This window comes from Desulfovibrio intestinivivus, from assembly GCF_053570665.1.
In genome coordinates, this window is the sequence record NZ_JBRBQT010000001.1 from 160920 (window position 1) to 179869 (window position 18950).

At 53.2% G+C, this 18950-nt stretch carries 15 protein-coding genes; 3 read left to right on the forward strand and 12 right to left on the reverse strand.

Annotation, left to right across the window (positions count from 1 at the left end):
• Window positions 1-26 precede the first annotated feature (26 nt).
• Window positions 27-914 carry a LysR family transcriptional regulator gene (locus ACUZ9P_RS00735; protein ID WP_449248249.1) on the reverse strand — a complete coding sequence of 296 codons (888 nt, stop codon included), beginning with the start codon at window positions 912-914 and terminating at the stop codon, window positions 27-29.
• A gap of 174 nt (window positions 915-1088) precedes the next feature.
• On the opposite strand from ACUZ9P_RS00735, the gene ACUZ9P_RS00740 reads away from it, so the two are divergent.
• Complete coding sequence (locus tag ACUZ9P_RS00740) at window positions 1089-1481, forward strand: CidA/LrgA family protein (protein ID WP_449248250.1); 393 nt, start codon at window positions 1089-1091, stop codon at window positions 1479-1481.
• The gene (locus tag ACUZ9P_RS00745) at window positions 1469-2170 is read left to right on the forward strand and encodes an LrgB family protein (protein WP_298994709.1); all 702 of its coding nucleotides are present in this window, start codon (window positions 1469-1471) and stop codon (window positions 2168-2170) included. The genes ACUZ9P_RS00740 and ACUZ9P_RS00745 overlap by 13 nt, the downstream gene beginning before the upstream one ends.
• Before the next feature lie 84 nt (window positions 2171-2254).
• Here the strand turns inward: ACUZ9P_RS00745 and ACUZ9P_RS00750 are convergent, their stop codons facing one another.
• Window positions 2255-6295, reverse strand: a complete 4041-nt coding sequence (locus ACUZ9P_RS00750; protein WP_449248251.1) for a response regulator — start codon at window positions 6293-6295, stop codon at window positions 2255-2257.
• Window positions 6296-6591: 296 nt separating this feature from the next.
• On the opposite strand from ACUZ9P_RS00750, the gene rfaD reads away from it, so the two are divergent.
• Window positions 6592-7575 (forward strand): ADP-glyceromanno-heptose 6-epimerase, encoded by a 984-nt coding sequence (rfaD, locus tag ACUZ9P_RS00755; protein WP_449248252.1) that lies wholly within the window; start codon window positions 6592-6594, stop codon window positions 7573-7575.
• A 71-nt stretch (window positions 7576-7646) separates the two neighbouring features.
• Here the strand turns inward: rfaD and rfbC are convergent, their stop codons facing one another.
• The 10 genes from rfbC to ACUZ9P_RS00805 form a co-directional block, all read right to left on the reverse strand.
• Window positions 7647-8192, reverse strand: a complete 546-nt coding sequence (gene rfbC, locus ACUZ9P_RS00760; protein ID WP_449248253.1) for a dTDP-4-dehydrorhamnose 3,5-epimerase — start codon at window positions 8190-8192, stop codon at window positions 7647-7649.
• Window positions 8183-9076: a glucose-1-phosphate thymidylyltransferase RfbA gene (rfbA, locus tag ACUZ9P_RS00765; RefSeq protein ID WP_449248254.1), complete on the reverse strand. Its 894-nt coding sequence runs from the start codon at window positions 9074-9076 to the stop codon at window positions 8183-8185. The genes rfbC and rfbA overlap by 10 nt, the downstream gene beginning before the upstream one ends.
• 14 nt (window positions 9077-9090) lie before the next feature.
• Window positions 9091-10170 carry a dTDP-glucose 4,6-dehydratase gene (rfbB, locus tag ACUZ9P_RS00770; protein WP_449250218.1) on the reverse strand — a complete coding sequence of 360 codons (1080 nt, stop codon included), beginning with the start codon at window positions 10168-10170 and terminating at the stop codon, window positions 9091-9093.
• Window positions 10171-10183: 13 nt separating this feature from the next.
• Window positions 10184-11494 carry a nucleotide sugar dehydrogenase gene (locus ACUZ9P_RS00775; RefSeq protein ID WP_449248255.1) on the reverse strand — a complete coding sequence of 437 codons (1311 nt, stop codon included), beginning with the start codon at window positions 11492-11494 and terminating at the stop codon, window positions 10184-10186.
• 666 nt (window positions 11495-12160) lie between these two features.
• Window positions 12161-13420, reverse strand: coding sequence for a glycosyltransferase (locus tag ACUZ9P_RS00780; protein ID WP_449248256.1), 1260 nt, complete (start codon window positions 13418-13420; stop codon window positions 12161-12163).
• Window positions 13420-14346, reverse strand: coding sequence for a polysaccharide deacetylase family protein (locus ACUZ9P_RS00785; RefSeq protein ID WP_449248257.1), 927 nt, complete (start codon window positions 14344-14346; stop codon window positions 13420-13422). The genes ACUZ9P_RS00780 and ACUZ9P_RS00785 overlap by 1 nt, the downstream gene beginning before the upstream one ends.
• A gap of 2 nt (window positions 14347-14348) precedes the next feature.
• Window positions 14349-15293: a glycosyltransferase family A protein gene (locus ACUZ9P_RS00790; RefSeq protein WP_449248258.1), complete on the reverse strand. Its 945-nt coding sequence runs from the start codon at window positions 15291-15293 to the stop codon at window positions 14349-14351.
• A gap of 210 nt (window positions 15294-15503) precedes the next feature.
• The gene (locus ACUZ9P_RS00795) at window positions 15504-16730 is read right to left on the reverse strand and encodes a glycosyltransferase family 4 protein (protein ID WP_449248259.1); all 1227 of its coding nucleotides are present in this window, start codon (window positions 16728-16730) and stop codon (window positions 15504-15506) included.
• A 1-nt stretch (window position 16731) separates the two neighbouring features.
• Window positions 16732-17874: a non-hydrolyzing UDP-N-acetylglucosamine 2-epimerase gene (wecB, locus tag ACUZ9P_RS00800; RefSeq protein ID WP_449248260.1), complete on the reverse strand. Its 1143-nt coding sequence runs from the start codon at window positions 17872-17874 to the stop codon at window positions 16732-16734.
• Window positions 17864-18949: a hypothetical protein gene (locus ACUZ9P_RS00805; protein WP_449248261.1), complete on the reverse strand. Its 1086-nt coding sequence runs from the start codon at window positions 18947-18949 to the stop codon at window positions 17864-17866. Before ACUZ9P_RS00805 ends, wecB begins: the two co-directional genes overlap by 11 nt.
• Window position 18950 lies beyond the last annotated feature (1 nt).

The following is an 18950-nucleotide window of genomic DNA, read 5'->3' on the forward strand; positions in this document are numbered from 1 at the left end:
CGATAAATGAGGGGTGCCCGCGTCAGCTATCCTGCCGGAATGGCAGCCGTTTTTTGCTCACATCTTGTGAGGCAACGACAGACCGCCGCCACGTTGGCCGAGGCCATGCCCTTGCGCCACACAAGCTCGGTTACGGCATCGCACAGGGGGTGTTCAAGGGCATGCACGGAAAGCATGCCATTGGTGCGGCACAGCTCAAGAACCGATGCCGGAACCACCCCAACCCCCATGCCCGCAATAACGCCCCCCACAATGGCGTGGTACGAAGCCAGCTCAACGATATGCTGCGGTTCCCACCCGTAGGCCCGAAACCAGTTCACCAGCCTGTTCCGGTAGGCGCACCCTCCCTGAAAAGCCAACACGGCCTTGCGCCCTATGTCGTCCGGCGTATGGATGGGCGGATGCTCCCTGGTGGCAATCAGCACCAACCGCTCAGTAAAGGCCTCCATCCTTTCCAGCCGTTCATCACTGGGCGCATCAACCACAAATACCGCATCCAGCCTGTTTTCCAGAATATCCCCGTACAGGGAACTGCTGGTACCTATCACAAGCTCAAGCTCAATGCCGGGATATTCCGCATGCAGGCGGGCCAGAACTTCGGGCAAACGCGCCGCAGCCGCACTTTCCAGTGCGCCAATGCGTAGCCTGCCGCCCGGGTCCATACCCTTCACGCACAGCTCGGCTTCATCCATCAGCGCGGTTATCCGGCGGGCATAAGTGTAAAGCGTCTGCCCCCTCGCAGTGGGCAGCAAGCGCTTTTTTTCCCGTAAAAACAGCTGGATGCCCAGTTCTTCTTCCATCAGCATAATGCGGGCGGTAACGCCCGAGGGCACCCGGTGCAAAGCCTTGGCGGCGTGGCTTATGCTGCCGGTTTCCATGACGGCCATGAATGTGCGCAGGTCTGACACTTCCATTTATTCACCATTTATGACTGTTTCTTTCATTTTTATTCATTTGCCATGATGACTATCATCTCATATCTTATGCCGCAAGCCGCCCGTTGTCGTTGGCAGAAAAAACCCTCACTTGCCAAATTTCTGCCAACGGCAACGGGAGGCGGCAGAAACCTCGAACATCAGGAATACCCTATGCGCGCAACATGGAAACTGCTTTGGCAGACCGCAATTCTGACAGGCATATTCTGGGGATGCGATCAGCTCACACGGCTGACAGGCATCCCCATCCCCGGCAACGTGCTGGGCATAATCGTACTGTTTTTTCTGCTGCTCACCGGCATTGTAAAAGAAAGCCACATCAGCATGGCGGCAGAATTTCTGCTGAAGCATCTCGTGTTCTTTTTTGTGCCCATTGCGGTAGGGCTGATGCAATGGGGGAGCGTTTTTTATGATTACGGATGGGTGCTTGCGGCTGCTATTGTAGGCAGTACAGCCCTGCCGCTGGTGATTGTGGGCTTTATGGCCCGTGCCCTGCGCCGCGCTACGCCTGAAAAGAAAGAGGAAGAAGCACCATGCAGATCATAAACATTTTTTTGTGCACAGCGGGCACCGTGCTGGCATATGCGCTGGTGCGCAGCCTGTACATGCGTTTCAAGCATCCACTCATCAATATCGTGGCTGGCAGCGCCGCCATAGTCATTGCAGTGCTGGTGCTGTGCGATGTTCCCTATGAAACCTATGAGCCAGCCCGACAGGTCATGACCTTGCTTATTGGCCCGGCAACGGTCAGCCTTGCGCTGCCCTTGTACCGCTATCGACACCTGCTGTTGCGCAATGCCTTGCCCATTCTTGCAAGCGTGTGCGCGGGGGCCTTTGCAGCCATGCTCTCTGCCGGGGTTATTGCCAAACTGGGCGGTCTGCCGGAAGACGTGGTAATTTCCATTCTTCCCAAGGGCGTTTCCATCCCCTTTGCCGTGGAGGTGGCCTCCATGTATGGCGGCATTCCGTCCCTGACTGCGGCCTTTGTGGTGGCTACCGGTACGCTCGGCTCCCTTTTGGGATTGTGGGGGCTGAACGTCATACGCATCAAGGATCCCTTTGCACGGGGGCTGACCATGGGCACAATTTCGCACGCTCAGGGAACAGCCGTTGCCTTGCAGGAAGGGCAGGAACAGGGAGCAATGGGCGGCCTGGCCATGATTCTGGCAGGCATTCTTACTGCGGCTCTGGCGCCTGTGGCAGTCTGGATAGTGCAGCGGCTGCCGCTGATGTAGCGATTGCGAGATCAAACTTTGTTGTGATGCGGTCGGCTTGCCGACCGCATCAGCTTTTTACAGAACATTTTCAGCTTGTCTGGCTTATTCAGACTGGCCGGATTGGCCTGAATTACCAGCCTGGGCAATCTGATCTGCCCCCCATTCCAGCCACTGCACGGCCACCTCAATCAGACGGTAGGGATCAATGGGTTTTGCAAGATGGTCGTTCATACCCGCTGCAAGACTTTTTTCCCGGTCGCCCACCATGCTGTCGGCGGTGAGAGCAATGATCGGCGTGTGGGCATAGCGCGCCTGGGCACGGAGCCGTTTTGCAGCTTCGATGCCGTCCATCAGCGGCATATGGATATCCATAAACACCATTGCGTAGTCTGTACCTTCCGCCTTTTGCAGCGCTTCAAGACCGGAACTGGCAATGTCCACAACAAAGCCTGATGATTCCAGCAATTCTCTGGCCACCAGCTGATTAACCTCGTTATCTTCGGCAAGCAGCACCCTGCGGCCTCTGTATTTGGCAGGGATGCGCAATTCCTGGGGCAGGCCGGATGAATCTTCTTCAACTACCCGCTGCCCAAAAACATCCAGGATGGCGTGCTGCAACAGGGACGGGCTGACAGGCTTGATGAGAAAATGGCTGATGCCCTCGGCCTGAGCCTCTTCCATGATTTCTTCCCGCCCATAGGCCGTAACCATGATGACGGTAGGAATGTAGGGCAGCTCACGGCATCCGCGCAGCAGCCGCACAACCTGAATGCCGTTATTGCCGGGCATCTTCCAATCCATCAGCACCAGATCATAGGGGTCGCCGCTTTCGGCGGCGCGCACCAGCTCTTCCAACGCAGCATCGCCGCAGTCAGCCGTGCCCGACCGCAGCCCCATATCTTCCAGCTCTTGCCGAAGTATCTCGCGGCTTGAGAAGGAATCGTCCACCACCAGAACCCTGCGCTCGGAAAGATTTTTCATGGCCGCAACAGGCTTGCGCTGGGGGTTTTCCTGCATGTCCAGACTGACGGTAAAATAAAACGTACTACCCTTGCCGAGTTCGCTTTCTGCGCCTATTCCGCCGCCCATCATCTCCACAATCCGCTTGCTGATGGAAAGGCCAAGGCCGGTGCCGCCAAAACGCCGTGTTGTGGATGAATCCCCTTGGGTAAACTCCTGGAACAGCTTGTCCAGCTGCTCTTGCCCCATGCCAATGCCTGTGTCTGTTATGGTAAAACGCAACTGCGCCTTCTGGTCTTTTTGCTCCTCAAGCGCAACACGCACCACAACCTCGCCCGAAGGGGTAAATTTGATGGCATTGCCCACAAGATTGACCAGTACCTGCCCCAGCCGCAAAGGATCGCCCTTGAAAAACAAGGGGACCTCCCGATCGATGCGCAACAAAAGCTCAATATTTTTTCCGCCGGATTTGGTTGTATCCAGACTCGAGAGACCAAGAAGGACTTCTTCCAGGTTAAAGTCCAGATATTCCATGTCCATACGGCCAGCTTCAATCTTGGAAAAATCAAGGATGTCGTCAATGATCCGCAAAAGGGATTTTGCGGAACTATCTATATTTTTCAAATAATTACGCTGTGTTGCATTAAGTGGCGTGCGCAGGGTCAAATGGGTAAGGCCCACAACGGCATTCATGGGAGTTCGGATTTCATGGCTCATATTGGCAAGAAATTCGCTCTTGGCCTTGCTGGCCTGTTCTGCCGCCTGCTGGCTTTCCACAAGGTCGGTAATATCCCGGCAATCTTCGATAATACCGAGCAACTCACCGTCAGGCGAAAGAAACGGAGTGGCGACCAGATCGCAATATACCCATGTTCCGTCTTTTTTTTGCCGCTGCTGACGGATGGCAGCCCGAGGCTCGCCGTTAAGAATGCGCTTGCCCACACAATCAGAGCCGCAATCTGATCCACTGGGGTATTCGCCGCACCAGCGGCCCACCATTTCTTCACGCGAATAGCCAAAGCAGTTTACGTAGGTATCGTTGACTTCCTTGACTATCAGGCTGCGGTCAATAACCCTCATGGCGCTGCCAGCGGCATTGAATATCTGCGACATTTCCATTTGGGCGCGGCGCAGTGCCTGTTCTGCGGCCCGGCGTTCCGTCACGTCTGTCCCCATGTAGACCATGCCGTAAACTGTGCCGTCCGGCTCAAACAACGGGACACGCACAACATCCAGGACATGCTCCTCTCCCACTGCATCATACCGGACTTCTTCAGTTTTATGTACTTTTCCGGTTTCTATGACAAGTTTATCCAATCGCATTCCCTGTTCTGCATGCTCCGGGGAAAGCAGATCAGCTATATTTTTTCCCACAACGTAGGATTCGGCATAGCCAGTGAATGTTTCAAAATACTTGTTCGCCATGATGTAGCGGGCTTGCGAATCCTTCAACATCATGAGGCTTGGCAGGTTATCCACAATGCTGCGCAATTGCTGTTTGCGCTGCCACAAGGCTGAGGCGCTTGCTCGGGCCGCTTCCAGAGCTTTTTGCCTTTCTGCCGATTCCTGCGCGAGCTTGCGGTTCCAGATCAAAATAACCGCAAGCAGGCTGCCCAGAAACACTGCCGCCACCCCGCCGATCTGCAAGACGAGCATCCAGTTCATGGAGCGCTCAATGCGCAGATTGGCCCAACGCTTCATGATTGCGGCCATCTGCTCATGGGGGATATTGTCCAGTGTTTTATTCATGATTTCGACAAGCTGCGGCCAGTCTGAGCGTACGGCCACCCGGGCGGAATACTGCAACTGCGGCAGCAGGCCCACGCGCAGATCGCGCAGATTTTTGTTCACCACCGCATATTCCACAGAAAGAGCAATGCCCACCATAGCGTCGACCTGCCCGCCCTGAACCGCAGAAAGCCCCTCTGTCAGACTGGAGACCTCCACGATTTTTGATCGCGGCAACTGAACGCGCAGATACCCTGCAAGGCCTGCGTGATCATGCACTGCCACACTTTTGCCGGCCAGATCGCCAGGGCTGGTGACCAGACGCTCGGAGTCAAGCGTTGCAACGGCCAGCGGCAGCTGCAAAAAAGGATTGGTAAACAACCAGGGGCCACCCTCTGGCGGCGTCCCTTCCAGAAAAGGCTCCACGTCCGCACGGCGGGGGCCTGTGGTTTCCTTCAGCACATCGGAAGAAACAGGCTGTATGGCAACATTAAGGTATCGCCCCACAACCTGCATGAGGTTCATACCAATACCGTTGTAAGTGCCCTCGCTATCCATAAATTCAATGGGATGCCAATCATCTTCCAGGGCAACACGCAGGGTCTGATGGCTTGCCAGCCATTCCCTCTCCGCTGGGGTGAGCAGCAGGGAGCGAGGCATGTCGCCCCAAACACGGTGCGCGGGATTGCGCACCCATCGTTCTTCCAGCGCCACCATTTCTGCGCGCGATATGCGCGAAAGCCCTTCGTCCATCAAACGGGCAAGATCATCCCTGTTACGCAGCACAGCCGGATGAAGGTTGCGAGAAAAAAGGGGGAATGCCTGAGGCATAAAAAAGCTGTTGAGTCCCAACCGGTCAATGGTGCCATAAGCCGAAGGAAAGTTGCTCGAAATGCCATCTGCCAGCCCGTTGGCCACAGACATGAACATTTCTGCCCCGTTGCGCACCACCAGCAATTGAACATTGGGGAAGTGCTCCCGCATGTAATCTTCCTGCAACGAGCCTTCAAGCACAACAATGGTTGCATCCCCCAACTGGCTTGGGTCAGTAATTTTTTGCCCGGCAGAGGTTGAGAGCAAAAGCCCCCCCATGCCGGGAGAAATGGCCGGGCCAAATTTTGCCCAGCGGGCCCTGTCGGGAGTGATGTACATGCTGAAGTGGATGTCGGCCCGCCCAGAATGGAGGGCATCAAGCGAATCCTGCCAGTCGCCCATGATGAATTTCACAGGTCTGCCTACTTTTTCGCCCCACAGACGCCACAGATCAATCATCAGGCCAACAGGTTCTCCTGTTTTTGAAACAAAAGACAGCGGTTCGTTATCCTTCATGCAGACAATGGTGATGGGGTCAGCGCTGGCTGCCGTGGAAGAATCAGTCGCGCAGAGCGCAAGATTCGCATAGGCGAGAAGCAGCAGAAGCAGGCAGCAGAATGCGGTGTGGAAAAATTTGACCATGTCTACCTCGCTGGTTCTCTTGCAGGAATTATACTTAATTTCTTATAGCAGTAACAGCCGCATTGCAATATTCTCCCCTTGTCATTGCCCATCGCCAAAAAATTTCTTGCGAAAATGGATGTTGCAGGGGCAAAGATACGCGCAACCGCATATGAATATCTGCCCGGATCAGTCCCACGGAACGCGCTTTGACGCGTCTGGCCCGACAGGGATATGATCGGTGCGCGCGATAGCGCAGAAGCGGGTTCTACGCCTTGCTCCGCAAGGAGCCCACATGCTGGATCAATGAGGTATGTATGTATATTATCACTGGTGGCGCAGGTTTTATCGGCAGCGCCATGCTCTGGCGGCTGAACCAGGCAGGCATAACCGACATACTGGTGGTGGATAACCTTGGTTCAACGGAAAAGTGGAAAAATCTCGTCAACCGGCGATATGCCCGCTATGTACACAGGTCTGAATTTCTGGAAATGCTGCGCGACAACACGCTGGGCGGCAAGGTAGAGGCAATCGTGCACATGGGGGCCTGTTCTTCCACCACAGAAAAAGACGCAGATTTTCTGATGGCCAACAACACGGCCTATACTGTGGAACTGTGCAGGTTTGCCCTGGAACACGGAGCGCGCTTTATCAATGCGGGGTCAGCCGCTACCTACGGGGATGGTTCACAAGGTTTCTCTGACAGGCCGGAAACGACCCGCCGCCTCAAGCCCCTGAACATGTATGGCTACTCCAAACACCTTTTCGATTTGTGGCTGCTGGATAACAAACTTGCAGAGAGCGTGGCCAGCCTCAAGTTTTTCAACGTCTACGGCCCCAATGAATACCACAAGGGGGACATGCGCAGCGTAGCCTGCAAGGCCTTTCATGAAATCAGCGCTACGGGGCATTTGCGGCTTTTCAGATCAAACACGCCGGATTTTGCCGACGGCGGCCAGATGCGCGATTTTGTCTACGTGAAAGATTGCGTGGAGTTGATGTTCTGGCTGCTTGAAAACCCGGCAACCAATGGCATTCTCAATGTGGGCACTGGCAAGGCGCGGAGCTGGAACGATCTGGCCTGTGCCATATTTGCCGCATTGGGCAAAGAACCTCAAATTGAATATATGGACATGCCTGAAGCCCTGCGCGGAAAATACCAGAACTTCACCCAGGCGGATATGAGCTGGATGCAAGAAAAAAACTGCCCTTTGCGCTTTGCATCACTGGAACAGGGCATTGCGGATTATGTGGGCACCTATCTGGCCCAGAGCGATCCCTATCTTGAAATGCCCGCCTGATGAAATGCAGCGGTCACATGCCCAAGTGGGTAAAATCTAACGGGGGTATGCCGCAGTCAGCTGCAATCGGCTCAGCGTCCGGCAGCCTGCATGGCCTCAGCCCACAGCGGAGCAACTTGATCCTTGGCGGAAAGCAGAGGTTCGTCCACGGGCCAGACAATGCCCAGGGTCGGGTCGTTCCAGCGGATGGCCGCTTCATCCTCGGGACAGTAGTAATCTGTGCACTTGTAGTGAAAATGGGCAATTTCGCTGGTCACGACAAAGCCATGTGCTAAACCGGGCTGCACCCACATCTGCCACTGGTTCTGCTGCGAAAGTTCTACGCCGAACCACTTGCCGAACGTGGGGGAATTTCCCCGAATATCCACAGCCACATCAAAAACACTGCCCAGCGAAACATAGACCAGTTTGCCCTGAGGGCGTGTTTTCTGATAATGCAGACCGCGCAGGATGCCACGGGCGGACATGGAATGGTTATCCTGCACAAAGGGCAGGGCAATGCCTGCCGCTTCGTAGCGCTGCTGCTGCCAGGTTTCCACAAAATAGCCGCGTTGATCACCCCATACCTTGGGTTTGATCAAGAGTACCCCGGCAATAGGCGTCTGAACTACTTCCACAGCCCAATCCCCGCATCCACAAGCTCAAGAAGATATTGCCCGTAGCCGGTCTTGGCCATGGGCTTTGCCAGTGCGCGTACGGCGTCCGCATCAATATAGCCGTTGCGCCAGGCTATTTCCTCCAGGCAGGCCACCTTGAGCCCCTGGCGTTTTTCTACCGCCTGCACAAAGGCTCCGGCATCCATGAGGGAATCATGCGTGCCTGTATCAAGCCAGGCAATGCCCCGCCCCATAAGCTCTACATGCAGATTGCCCTGCTGCAGATAGGCATTGTTCACATCCGTGATTTCCAGTTCGCCCCGGGCCGAGGGGCGCACGGCGCGGGCGATATCCAGCACCTTCTGGTCATAAAAATACAGGCCTGTCACCGCAAAGTTGGACTTTGGAAGGGCGGGTTTTTCTTCAATGCTGACCACTTGCCGCTCATCGTCAAATTCCACCACTCCGTAACGCTCAGGGTCGCGCACATGGTAGCCAAAAATGGTCGCTCCGCACTCGCGGGCCATGGCAGCATGTGTAAGTGCTGGCAATCCATGCCCGAAAAAAACATTATCACCCAGAATCAGGCAGGTATTGTGCCCCGCAATATGGTCTTCCGCCAACAAAAAAGCCTGGGCCAGCCCCTCAGGGTGGGGTTGCACAACGTAGCTGAAATTGCACCCCAGTTGCGAGCCGTCGTTCAGCAAAGCCTTGTAGAGGGGCAGGTGCTCAGGGGTGGATATAAAGCAGATATCCCTAATGCCCGCCATCATCAGAATAGACAGCGGGTAGTAAATCATGGGTTTGTCATAGATGGGCATGAGCTGCTTGCTCACGCTCAGGGTCAGGGGATACAGGCGCGAGCCAGATCCACCAGCCAGAACAATGCCTTTCCAGCCGCTCATGCCGCCCCCTTCTTTCAGTTGGCCCCGCCGCAAGCGCGATGGGCGTAGTTGGCTGCAATCCATTCCCTGTAAGCGCCGCTACGGACATTTTCAACCCACGCGGTATGTTCAAGATACCAGCGAACGGTTTCACGCAGGCCGGAATCAAACTTGTGGCTCGGCTTCCAGCCAAGCTCCGCTTCTATTCTGCTGCAGTCTATGGCGTACCGAAAATCATGACCGGGCCTATCGGCCACATAGGTAAGTTGATCGGCGTAAGACCCACGAGCCGAGGGAACCAACTGGTCAAGGATGGCGCACACGGCCCGCACAACTTCAAGATTGGTCTTTTCCGCATGCCCGCCGATGTTGTAACACCGCCCTACCCTGCCCGCTTCAAACACTCGGGCTATGGCAGCGCAATGGTCTTCCACATGCAGCCAGTCGCGAATATTGGCCCCCTTGCCGTAGACAGGCAAAGGCTTGCCATCAAGGGCATTGCAGATCATCAGAGGAATGAGTTTTTCAGGGAACTGGCGCGGCCCGTAATTGTTGGAACAATTGGTGAGCAGCACCGGGAGGCCGTAGGTTTCGTGAAAAGCGCGCACCATATGGTCGCTGGCGGCCTTGGACGCAGAATAGGGGCTGTTGGGGCTGTAAGGGGTCGCTTCTGTAAAAGCTGGATCGCCCGGTTGCAACGCGCCATATACCTCATCGGTGGATACGTGCAGAAAGCGAAAGGCTGAAGCGCGTTCCGCAGGCAGCGCGCGCCACCACTGGGCAGCCACTCTCAGCAGCGTGGCCGTACCCAGCACATTGGTGCGCACAAAAGCATCGGGGTCAACAATGGAACGGTCAACGTGGCTTTCCGCAGCAAAATTCACGATGCCATCAGGCTGGAAGGTTTCCAGCAGCCAGGCAACCAGCTCGGCATTGCCGATGTCGCCTCGCACAAAGACGTAATTCGGATCGTCTTTCAGTACTGCCAGATTGGCAGGATTCCCGGCGTAGGTCAGTTTGTCGAGGTTGATGACGCGCACACCCTGCCGCCGGGCCTGAAGAACGTAGCAGGACCCGATAAAGCCTGAACCACCAGTAACCAGCTGACAGGGCATGCGCGCGTTCAAATTACAGTCTCCAGAGATCAAACCCGGCAGCAAGCATTTCCTGCTTGTTCCAGAAACCCTTGATATCCATAAGCGTGACCGTATCGCCAGCAAACATGGCGCGTATGGCCGCATGATCAAGCTGGCGGAAGCTCTCATGCGATACCGCCAGAATAAGAACATCCAGATTTTTGAGATCGCTCAGGGGCAATAGCGTCTGCCCGTATTCATGATGGGCTTCCGCAGCATCGGCCTCGGGATCATGCACCAGAGCCGTGATGCCGTATTCCTTCAGTTCCGCTATGATGTCCACCACGCGGGTATTGCGGATGTCAGGCACATTTTCCTTGAACGTAAAACCCAGCAGGCCCACGCGCGCGCCCTTGACGTGTTTGTCCGCATTGATGAGGCGTTTGACGCAGATTTCAGCCACATACTTGCCCATGCCGTCGTTGATGCGGCGGCCTGCAAGAATAACCTCGGGGTGGCAGCCGATTTCTTCGGCCTTGTAGGTCAGGTAATAGGGGTCCACGCCAATGCAGTGCCCACCCACAAGCCCTGGACGGAACGGCAGAAAGTTCCACTTGCTGCCTGCGGCCTCAAGCACTTCCAGCGTATCAATGCCCATGCGGTTGAAAATAAGGGCCAGTTCGTTCATCAGGGCGATGTTGATATCGCGCTGCGTGTTTTCAATAACCTTGGCGGCCTCGGCCACCTTGATGCACGAGGCTCGGTGGATGCCCGCTGTCACCACCGCGCCATAGACCTTTACCAATAGGTCTGCGGTGGGAGCGTCAGAGCCGGAAACAACCTTGCGGATGGTTTCAAGCCGGTGAACCTTGTCACCAGGATTGATGCGCTCGGGCGAATACCCCACGGTAAAATCCGCAGGAAAGCGCATGCCGGATTCTTTTTCCAGCAGGGGGATGCATTCGTCCTCGGTAACGCCGGGGTATACCGTAGACTCATAACACACCACGCAGCCCTTGGGCATATGGCGTCCAACCGTGCGACTGGCGCCCACAACAGGCGTAAGATCGGGCTGTCGATGGCTGTCTACCGGGGTAGGCACAGCCACGATGATCACGCCAGCCTTGGCAAGCTCGGCTGCATCGCTGGTAAAACGGGCCGTGCTGGCGGCAAGGGAAGCATCGTCAACCTCATTGGTGGCATCGTGCCCCTTGTTGAGCGCATCTACCCGCGCCACGTTGATATCAAAGCCAATGACATCAAAGTGATGGGAAAGGGCAACAGCCAAGGGCAAGCCCACATAACCCAGACCAACCACAGCCACGGAAGATTTTTTTGCCAACAGGTCTTCAAATGAAACCATTTGATTGTCCTCAATACTACTGGATTCCTTCTAAGGGAACCACAGACGCAATCTTGTGTGAAGTAAAAAAGTCCGCATCGCAGCATGGGCCGACATGCCGTCTATACGGCAAAGTTGATACAACGCCGCAGGTTCAACAGACATACGACCTATAGAAAGACCACAAAAAAAACACTATTCTTTGCGCAAGACACTTCAAACGTTCTTTTTCAAAGCCTTGCCCTCGCAGAACATTAAACATTCTACCTGCTGATGACTCACAAAGTATCCATCAAACGGCAAAAAAATTCCAGCCAAGGACATTGCGCAGGGCTTTGCAGTAACATACTCAACAAAAGATACACCGCTCGTAAAAGATTGAAAAGGGGAAAATACACGGCCACCTGACCCAAAAGGGCACGATTCCTCGAAGGGCTGCAGCCGCCAGTTCCTTTACTTCGCAGTTTGGTGCAAGCTAAACATCCTCGTTTAAGCAGTTGCACTGATTTACCTTGGCACATGTCAAGGAGCACGCCATAGTCCGTACCATGCCCCACAACACAATGGGAGACAAGAAACATCTGTCACAACGCAGTGGCATCGCTGAAAAATGTTGTTGCCGCTACAGAGTAAGCCGGGTTGGCACAGTTTAGTAGATTTTTGATGCTGACAACACGCCGACACGCTTTAATGAAAACGCTGAGAATCTACGGTCAACGTCAGATACAGGTCGTGATAACGCCGTGCAATGTCAGGCAAGGCGTATTCGCCAACCGCCTTTTTCCGAGCCGCCCAGGACAACCGTTGCTTCTGGTCTACGGAACTCAGCAGTATTTTGGCAATGCCTTCCGCCAGGGCCTTCACATCATAACATGGTGCCAGCACTCCATTTTCCCCGTCATCAACCATATCAGGGATGCCGCCGGTACGGAAGGCTACCACAGGGGTACCGCAGGCAAGCGACTCCATAATAGTGTTAGGCAAATTCTCTTCACGGGAAGGACAAATAAAAACATCTGCAGCAGAGTAAACAAGCGCCAGTGATACGTCATCATGCAGTCGGCCGAGTTCTATGGCGGGAAGCGGCGTTTCCGAGGCGGCAACGCTTCCACCAAAAACAGCGCACTGTGCTTGCCCGCGCACGGCTATCGGCAACTCGCGCAATGCATCACACAGTAGATCAAACCCCTTGTTGGGATCGCGGCCAGGTGCCACTGCTCCAAAAACTAGCAACGGCACATCTTGCGGCAACTGCAAAATATGGCGTGCAACACGCTTATCGATCGGCCGAAAACGCTCAGTGTCAACGCCATTTGGGATACGCACAATCTGGTGATTCTGAAATAAAGGACTAGCCTTTGCGAGCATTTCCATGTGTCGACTGGGCGCAACAATGGTCATACGTATTTTTTTATAGGCAGCCGCGCGCAATAAATACCCCAACGAACTCATATCCATGCCTGCCCAACTGCCCAGTTCAGGACACCGACCGCAGCCTTGCAGATAACGCTCACAGCCTTTGAGGATATGACAGCCGCCAGTCAGCGCCCATTTATCATGCAACGTCCACACTATAGGGGCAGTCAGCCTAGCCAAAGAATGCAACGGCACGAAGCTGTCCGCGACCCAATGCAGGTGCACAACATCTGGGCGCAAGGCGATAATGTCCTTATGAATTCCAGATGGTCGCCAGGAAGGAGAAAAAAGAACATTCCGATCACGCTTGGGGTAAAGCAAGAGGGGCAGCCGCTCGCTCTGCCTAAAGAAGGGCTGGAGTGCGCGGCGCAGTCGGCTGGTAAGCGCTAGGCAGCCGGGAATATCCCCGCTCTGCTGCATGACAGCAAAGACACTATCATCACCCATCTGGCGCAACCCGAGATGGAGTCGCAGAGCGGCAATGGCAGCGCCGCCGCCGCAGTCAAGGGCATTACAAAGAACTGGCCGCACTAAAAGTACCCTCTCGTCAAAAAGGTGCGAAGCTTTGCTTTGAATGCTGCCCCGTCCCAATCACGCACAAGATGACGGGGTATGGCATAGCTGTTTGTCCAGGGCCGAACCTGTCCTGGAAAGTTGGCTGCTGCGCGTTTAAGCCCAAGCCTGCGGCAGGCCTGCATGCTGTCCACGTTATAATCGCAAAACCGGCCCAAAAGAGAACGAGCACCAAAGGGATAGGCGGCAACAGTCGGGCGGAGTGATGTCCAGCTTTCCAGTTTATCCAAGGATTTTTTTATCTCTTGATATTGATCTTCAGCTCCGAGGTTGCTTAAACGCGGGTGAGTATGTGTGTGTGCGCCAAGGCAGACCAGGGGATGGCAGCTGAACTCTTGCAGGGCCGCAATCGTTAATGGGTGACACTCTTCCAGAGCCTCAGCGGCAGGAGCACACTCTTCCAGCAGTGCATAAACAGCCTTATGTTGTTCTGAAGAGGACATAGCAAGAATGCGCCCATGGTCTTCCAATCTCCCGCATATGCTTAGAGCTTCCCACCAATAGGGCCAACCGTGCTCAACATGCCCTGTGCTCACAAAAAATGTAGCAGGTATCTTAAAACGTTCTAGTATAGGCAGAGCTATGGTATAGTTATCCGCATAACCATCGTCAAAGGTCAGACAAACAGATGGACGTGTGCTATGCAACTGGACAGCATCAAAACGCAAAACATCATCAAATGTTTCGGCAATGATCTCTAGTTGCTCAGTGAAATTCTGTGGAGTCACCGTCAGTTGAAGTGGGTCTTCTTTATGCGGCGCAACCCTGTGATAAGCAAGAACGATTGTAGGAGGACAGACCAGATTTATCCCGGCGGCGCATACGCGGTAGACACCAAAACACAGTTCTCGTGCCAGCAACTTGCACGAAGGGAGGCTGACCATAACTATCTCCGAATCTTTTTTCCGCGCAAAGCATCCCACACTTTTCCCAGAAAAGGAAAACACTGCCGAATACGCGTTTTAAAAATGCCGAAGCGCCCCCCACTTTCCTTCAATAAAATCAATAGTCTAGCCTCAACCATTATTGGGTTTGGCCGCACCTCAATGGAGGTCACCTCAATGGGGGTGGTGCTTAAAGGAACGTCAAAAAGCGTGTCGACACCGCAGTTTGTGCCAGAGCCGTCTGAACCAGCATGAAAAACAAGGGAACGCCCAGGGTAAAGCGTATACATATCGTGCAAATAGGCAGCAGCATGCCACCTCACCGCCCAAGAAGAATTGCGCTTCTCGGCCACATCAGCCAGCAACCCTGTAAAGTTATAGCAACCTTGAGCATTAAAATCGTGGACGCAGGCCGCATCGCGAATGCGCTGCAACAATCTTGCAGCGTCAGGATCAAAAATATCCCAAGCCCGTTTCCATGTTCCCCAGCCCAGGCAGTCTGTACCCTTCAGAAAAAAAGTTTCGGGAGGACAAGATACCTTATGTGGGAAAAGATAGCCGTGTACCGAAGCAACGCGAGGGTTATCGGCATACATCTCGAGTCCGGTATTCATGTACTCCAGAAAGAAAGGAGCTGTAAGCAAATCGTCTTCAAGCACGATAACGCGTTCATACTTTGCTATAGTTTCTGTCACGCCGCGTATGATGCTCTCGCCGAGGCCTTGATTAATTTCTGAGGCAACAACCGTGACCGAGTGAAAACCCAAGGCGTTACGGGCGACACGGCGGGTTTCTTTCGTCAGCCTTTTTTCCGCCTCAGAACGCGCCCCGTCGCAATAAATAAACAAATCACTTTGCGCCGCGAGAGAATTGCGCTGCAGCGCCTCAAGGGTGTTTTTCAGGTGATGTGGCCGATTAAAGGCAAAAATGATGATAGGCGCAATCATATGTCCCCGACAGAAGTTGCAACTGAATACGACGCTCCAGGCAGGCAGCTTGCGAGGCTTGCCGGAAGAGGAGTAAAGTTACCGAAAATACGTGGTGGGCACAACAAGCCCGTGAGCGCCGAACTCTTCTCCCCCTGACAGGTATAATTGTCGGCCTGCCGTCTGCATGACGTCGTTCGGCCAACAGCAAACGCATGCCGGCAAACAATCTCAATAGCGCTTACGCAATGCCTGATGCAAGCGCGTCACAAAATTCCAGATACTGGGGCATTTTTTGAGGAGTTTCACTGCAGTCACAGGAAGCGAAATTTCATCATCCTGCAACTGTCGCTTTAAGTCATCGGACAGCGAATGTTTTGGCAACACGGAAAGCCAGGCGGAGAGATTGCCGCCGTTCTTATACCAGTTGAGGCAGCGTTCTGCAAAAGCGCGAGCGGCAACTTTTTTTTCAACAAGTCTGAGGCTGTCATCAACAAAGGTTTGCATGGCGGCTGTCAGAGCATCCAGATTGACCAAACACTGGGGCCAGTAGTAACCGTCAGCGCGGGACCAGAGTTTGTCGACCGCCACCGCCAACCCGGATTCGGGAGCCACGAATTCGTTCATGGGAGGGTTGTCGGGAACAATAATGGGTAGCCCGCAAGCCAGCGCTTCCGCCTGCGTCAAACCAATCCCCTCAAGGCGTGATGGATACACATAGACGTCTCCCAAATGATACAACCCTGGAGCAGAGACTTCTTTGTTATAGATGGTAAGACGCCCCTGCTCTATCAGTTTATTGGCGAGAGGCTCGACATCGGCGATGGAACTAAAAGCTCCTTCCTGCATATGCAAAATAAGATGAGCAGGGCCCGTAAGGCGCGCAAAGGCCCTCAGCACAAGATCGGTCCCTTTGCGGTAAGGACTCAGCCCTGCGGAATGAAAAAAAACGGGGCCTTCATGATCTCGCGAACCCGTAGATTGAGGGTGAAACAGCTCTAGGTCTGTCCCCCAAGGAATATACTGACAGTATGGATGTTTTTTGAATACACTATAGTGGCGTTGAGTATTACAAATAAGCCCGTCATATATGGAGAAGCTATCCACCGTTGCTTCAGTATAGTAGTCAATGTATGCAACAGTCCTGCATCCACACTCCATAGCCCAGTATACTGGTGGAAGCCACCACTGCTCGTTAAAAAGAATCAATTCAAGGTGATGGCGACGAATCCATGATACGAAATCTTTCCTGTCAATACCAGTAACCCTCTGTACAGCGCATTTTTTCCCCCAAGTGACATCGGGGGTATTCCAGGTGGGATCATTTTGTGCGTACCTTTCTCCGCCTCTGGCATAGATCAAGACCTCATCGCCGTTCTTGCGTAAAAGATCCCGATATTGACGTGAAACGTAGGCAGCGCCGCGCTCAAACCATGCAGTGACTATACCTATGCGCATTTCAGGCTTTCTTTATTGAAAAAAATTCTGAAAGGATATCTGCGATACGCTCAGACGCGCGTCCATCTCCATAAGGATTCTTTGCTGCCACCATATGCTGGTAGAGACCATTGGGATCGGCAAGGATTGCCGAAACAGTCTGAACAATTTTACCGCAATCAGTGCCGACAAGACAGCTACAGCCAGTTGCAACCCCCTCGGGGCGTTCCGTCACATCCCGCATTACCAGGACGGGCTTTTTGAGCGAGGGGGCCTCTTCCTGCACCCCACCGGAGTCTGTCAACAAACAGTATGCTCCCTGCATTACTGCAACAAATTGTCTGTAGGGCAAAGGATCTGTAAGTACAATATTAGAACAATCCGAAAGTGCATGAAATACTGTACTGCGCACATTCGGATTCAGGTGAACCGGGTAAAGAAATGCCACATTGCGATGGATTGATGCCAACTTTTTTAGAGCCTGACAAATGGATTCAAATCCCTTGCCAAAGCTTTCCCGCCGATGACCGGTGATGAGCACATAGCGCTGACCAGAGTCGATAATTTTTTGAATCTGACTTGGTAGAACTGGTGGAGACATTAAGATGTCATTGGCTGTCCAGAGCAAGGCGTCAATACCGGTATTACCGGTCAGATAAACAGCATCCGATGGAACGCCTTCATCATGCAAAGCAGCAACTGCCCGGTCTGTGGGGGCAAAGTGCAGACTGGCCACAAGCCCCGCAACCCTGCGATTCAACTCCTCCGGGAAGGGCGAATGCATGTTGTAACTTCGCAGTCCAGCTTCCACATGCCCGCAGGGAATCCCCCGGTAAAAGGCGCATAGGGAGGCAACCATCACCGTTGTTGTATCGCCTTGCACCAAAACAATATCGGGGTTTTCCCGAGCAAGAACTGCATCAATGGAGGTCATCAGCTGTGAGGAGAGCTGCGCCAAGCTCTGGTTGGCAGTCATAAGATCAAGGTTGATGTCCGGCTCCAGGGCAAAATCTCCCAAGGTCTGCTTCAGCATTTCACGGTGCTGACCGGTCGACAGCAGAACAACATCAAATAGGTCGTTTCTGCTACGCAGAGCCTTTACCACCGGCGCCATCTTTATGGCTTCCGGCCTCGTGCCTACAAAAATGAGTATTTTACGCTTCATTATTATTCACCGGCAACAAATGTTCAAAATCTGAACGAAAGGGAAAAAATGATTCTGGATAATAGATACGATCATTGTCCGGACTCAGCTCGTCAATGACAAAAGGCCGATCAGGATCAAAAGGGTACGTCTTTTTATCCACAGCATCCTGAAGAACTCCCCGATCGGCAAGATGCCCATAGATGTCATTATGGGCGTAAGTTTTGAGCTTAAATAACATCTGCTCAATGGTCAGCTGCCACGAAAAGTGACACCCGGCCATTATTGGAAACTTTTTCCCATCGTAACGCCACTTATGGGGATGCGGCCTATGGTTGTAGTAACCCGCATATGCCGCGGTGGGGGCCCAAAACGTTTCATTCTTCCACAGGTAATTCATTCTGTAAAAAAACTGGTGCAGCGGAAGAATTAGGGGTCGCCCTGGGCGCAGCAATTTGAAGATAAGCGGGTATACCTTGCGATAAATGACCTCGTCGGCATCAGCAGAAATAACGATGTCATTATCCTGCAAATTTACATACTTTTCAAAGGAATCCCATAATACGTTTTCATTATTATGCATCTGGCAGCCATTGTTACTTCCAGTGCAATCAACGGTCTCATTTGAAATATCTGCCTTGATGTACAAAATTTTGTGTCGTAGCTCGGCCGGAATAGATGAGATATAGTTTTCAAAAATATATTCTCGTGGCTCACCCACATGAGTTCTATTCCCTTCAACAACGATAAATTTATCCACATAGTGCAGACTTTCAGCAAGATTCATTTTAATAAATGGTAATTCCAAGGGCGCATAAAAAATTGTTTTGAAGTACACTTTACCGCATGGCAACGCCCTTGCGATAGAGGTACGGGAATTGTCTTTACATTTTTCCAGATATTGAAGCCAGCGAAGGCACTGTCGAACTTTAATTGGAGAAATCTTCAACGCCGTGACGCAGGCGGCCACCCCACACTTGCCATTCTGTTGTGCGCAAAACTTTTCAATGGCAAAAGTATCCTCTGGCGCAGCAATAAAACACTCAAGAAATGACTTGACTGATGATTTTAACCATTTGGATATTAAATGCATCATA

Excerpts from the sequence above, each read along its gene's own strand:
- ACUZ9P_RS00785 (WP_449248257.1), bottom strand. The coding sequence starts at position 14,346 with ATGGTCAGCCTCCCTTCGTGCAAGTTGCTGGCACGAGAACTGTGTTTT.
- ACUZ9P_RS00775 (WP_449248255.1), bottom strand. The coding sequence starts at position 11,494 with ATGGTTTCATTTGAAGACCTGTTGGCAAAAAAATCTTCCGTGGCTGTG.
- wecB (WP_449248260.1), bottom strand. The coding sequence starts at position 17,874 with ATGAAGCGTAAAATACTCATTTTTGTAGGCACGAGGCCGGAAGCCATA.
- ACUZ9P_RS00745 (WP_298994709.1), top strand. The coding sequence starts at position 1,469 with ATGCAGATCATAAACATTTTTTTGTGCACAGCGGGCACCGTGCTGGCA.
- rfbB (WP_449250218.1), bottom strand. The coding sequence starts at position 10,170 with ATGCCCTGTCAGCTGGTTACTGGTGGTTCAGGCTTTATCGGGTCCTGC.
- ACUZ9P_RS00740 (WP_449248250.1), top strand. The coding sequence starts at position 1,089 with ATGCGCGCAACATGGAAACTGCTTTGGCAGACCGCAATTCTGACAGGC.
- rfaD (WP_449248252.1), top strand. The coding sequence starts at position 6,592 with ATGTATATTATCACTGGTGGCGCAGGTTTTATCGGCAGCGCCATGCTC.
- ACUZ9P_RS00795 (WP_449248259.1), bottom strand. The coding sequence starts at position 16,730 with ATGCGCATAGGTATAGTCACTGCATGGTTTGAGCGCGGCGCTGCCTAC.
- ACUZ9P_RS00750 (WP_449248251.1), bottom strand. The coding sequence starts at position 6,295 with ATGGTCAAATTTTTCCACACCGCATTCTGCTGCCTGCTTCTGCTGCTT.
- ACUZ9P_RS00790 (WP_449248258.1), bottom strand. The coding sequence starts at position 15,293 with ATGATTGCGCCTATCATCATTTTTGCCTTTAATCGGCCACATCACCTG.
- ACUZ9P_RS00805 (WP_449248261.1), bottom strand. The coding sequence starts at position 18,949 with ATGATGCATTTAATATCCAAATGGTTAAAATCATCAGTCAAGTCATTT.
- ACUZ9P_RS00735 (WP_449248249.1), bottom strand. The coding sequence starts at position 914 with ATGGAAGTGTCAGACCTGCGCACATTCATGGCCGTCATGGAAACCGGC.
- rfbA (WP_449248254.1), bottom strand. The coding sequence starts at position 9,076 with ATGAGCGGCTGGAAAGGCATTGTTCTGGCTGGTGGATCTGGCTCGCGC.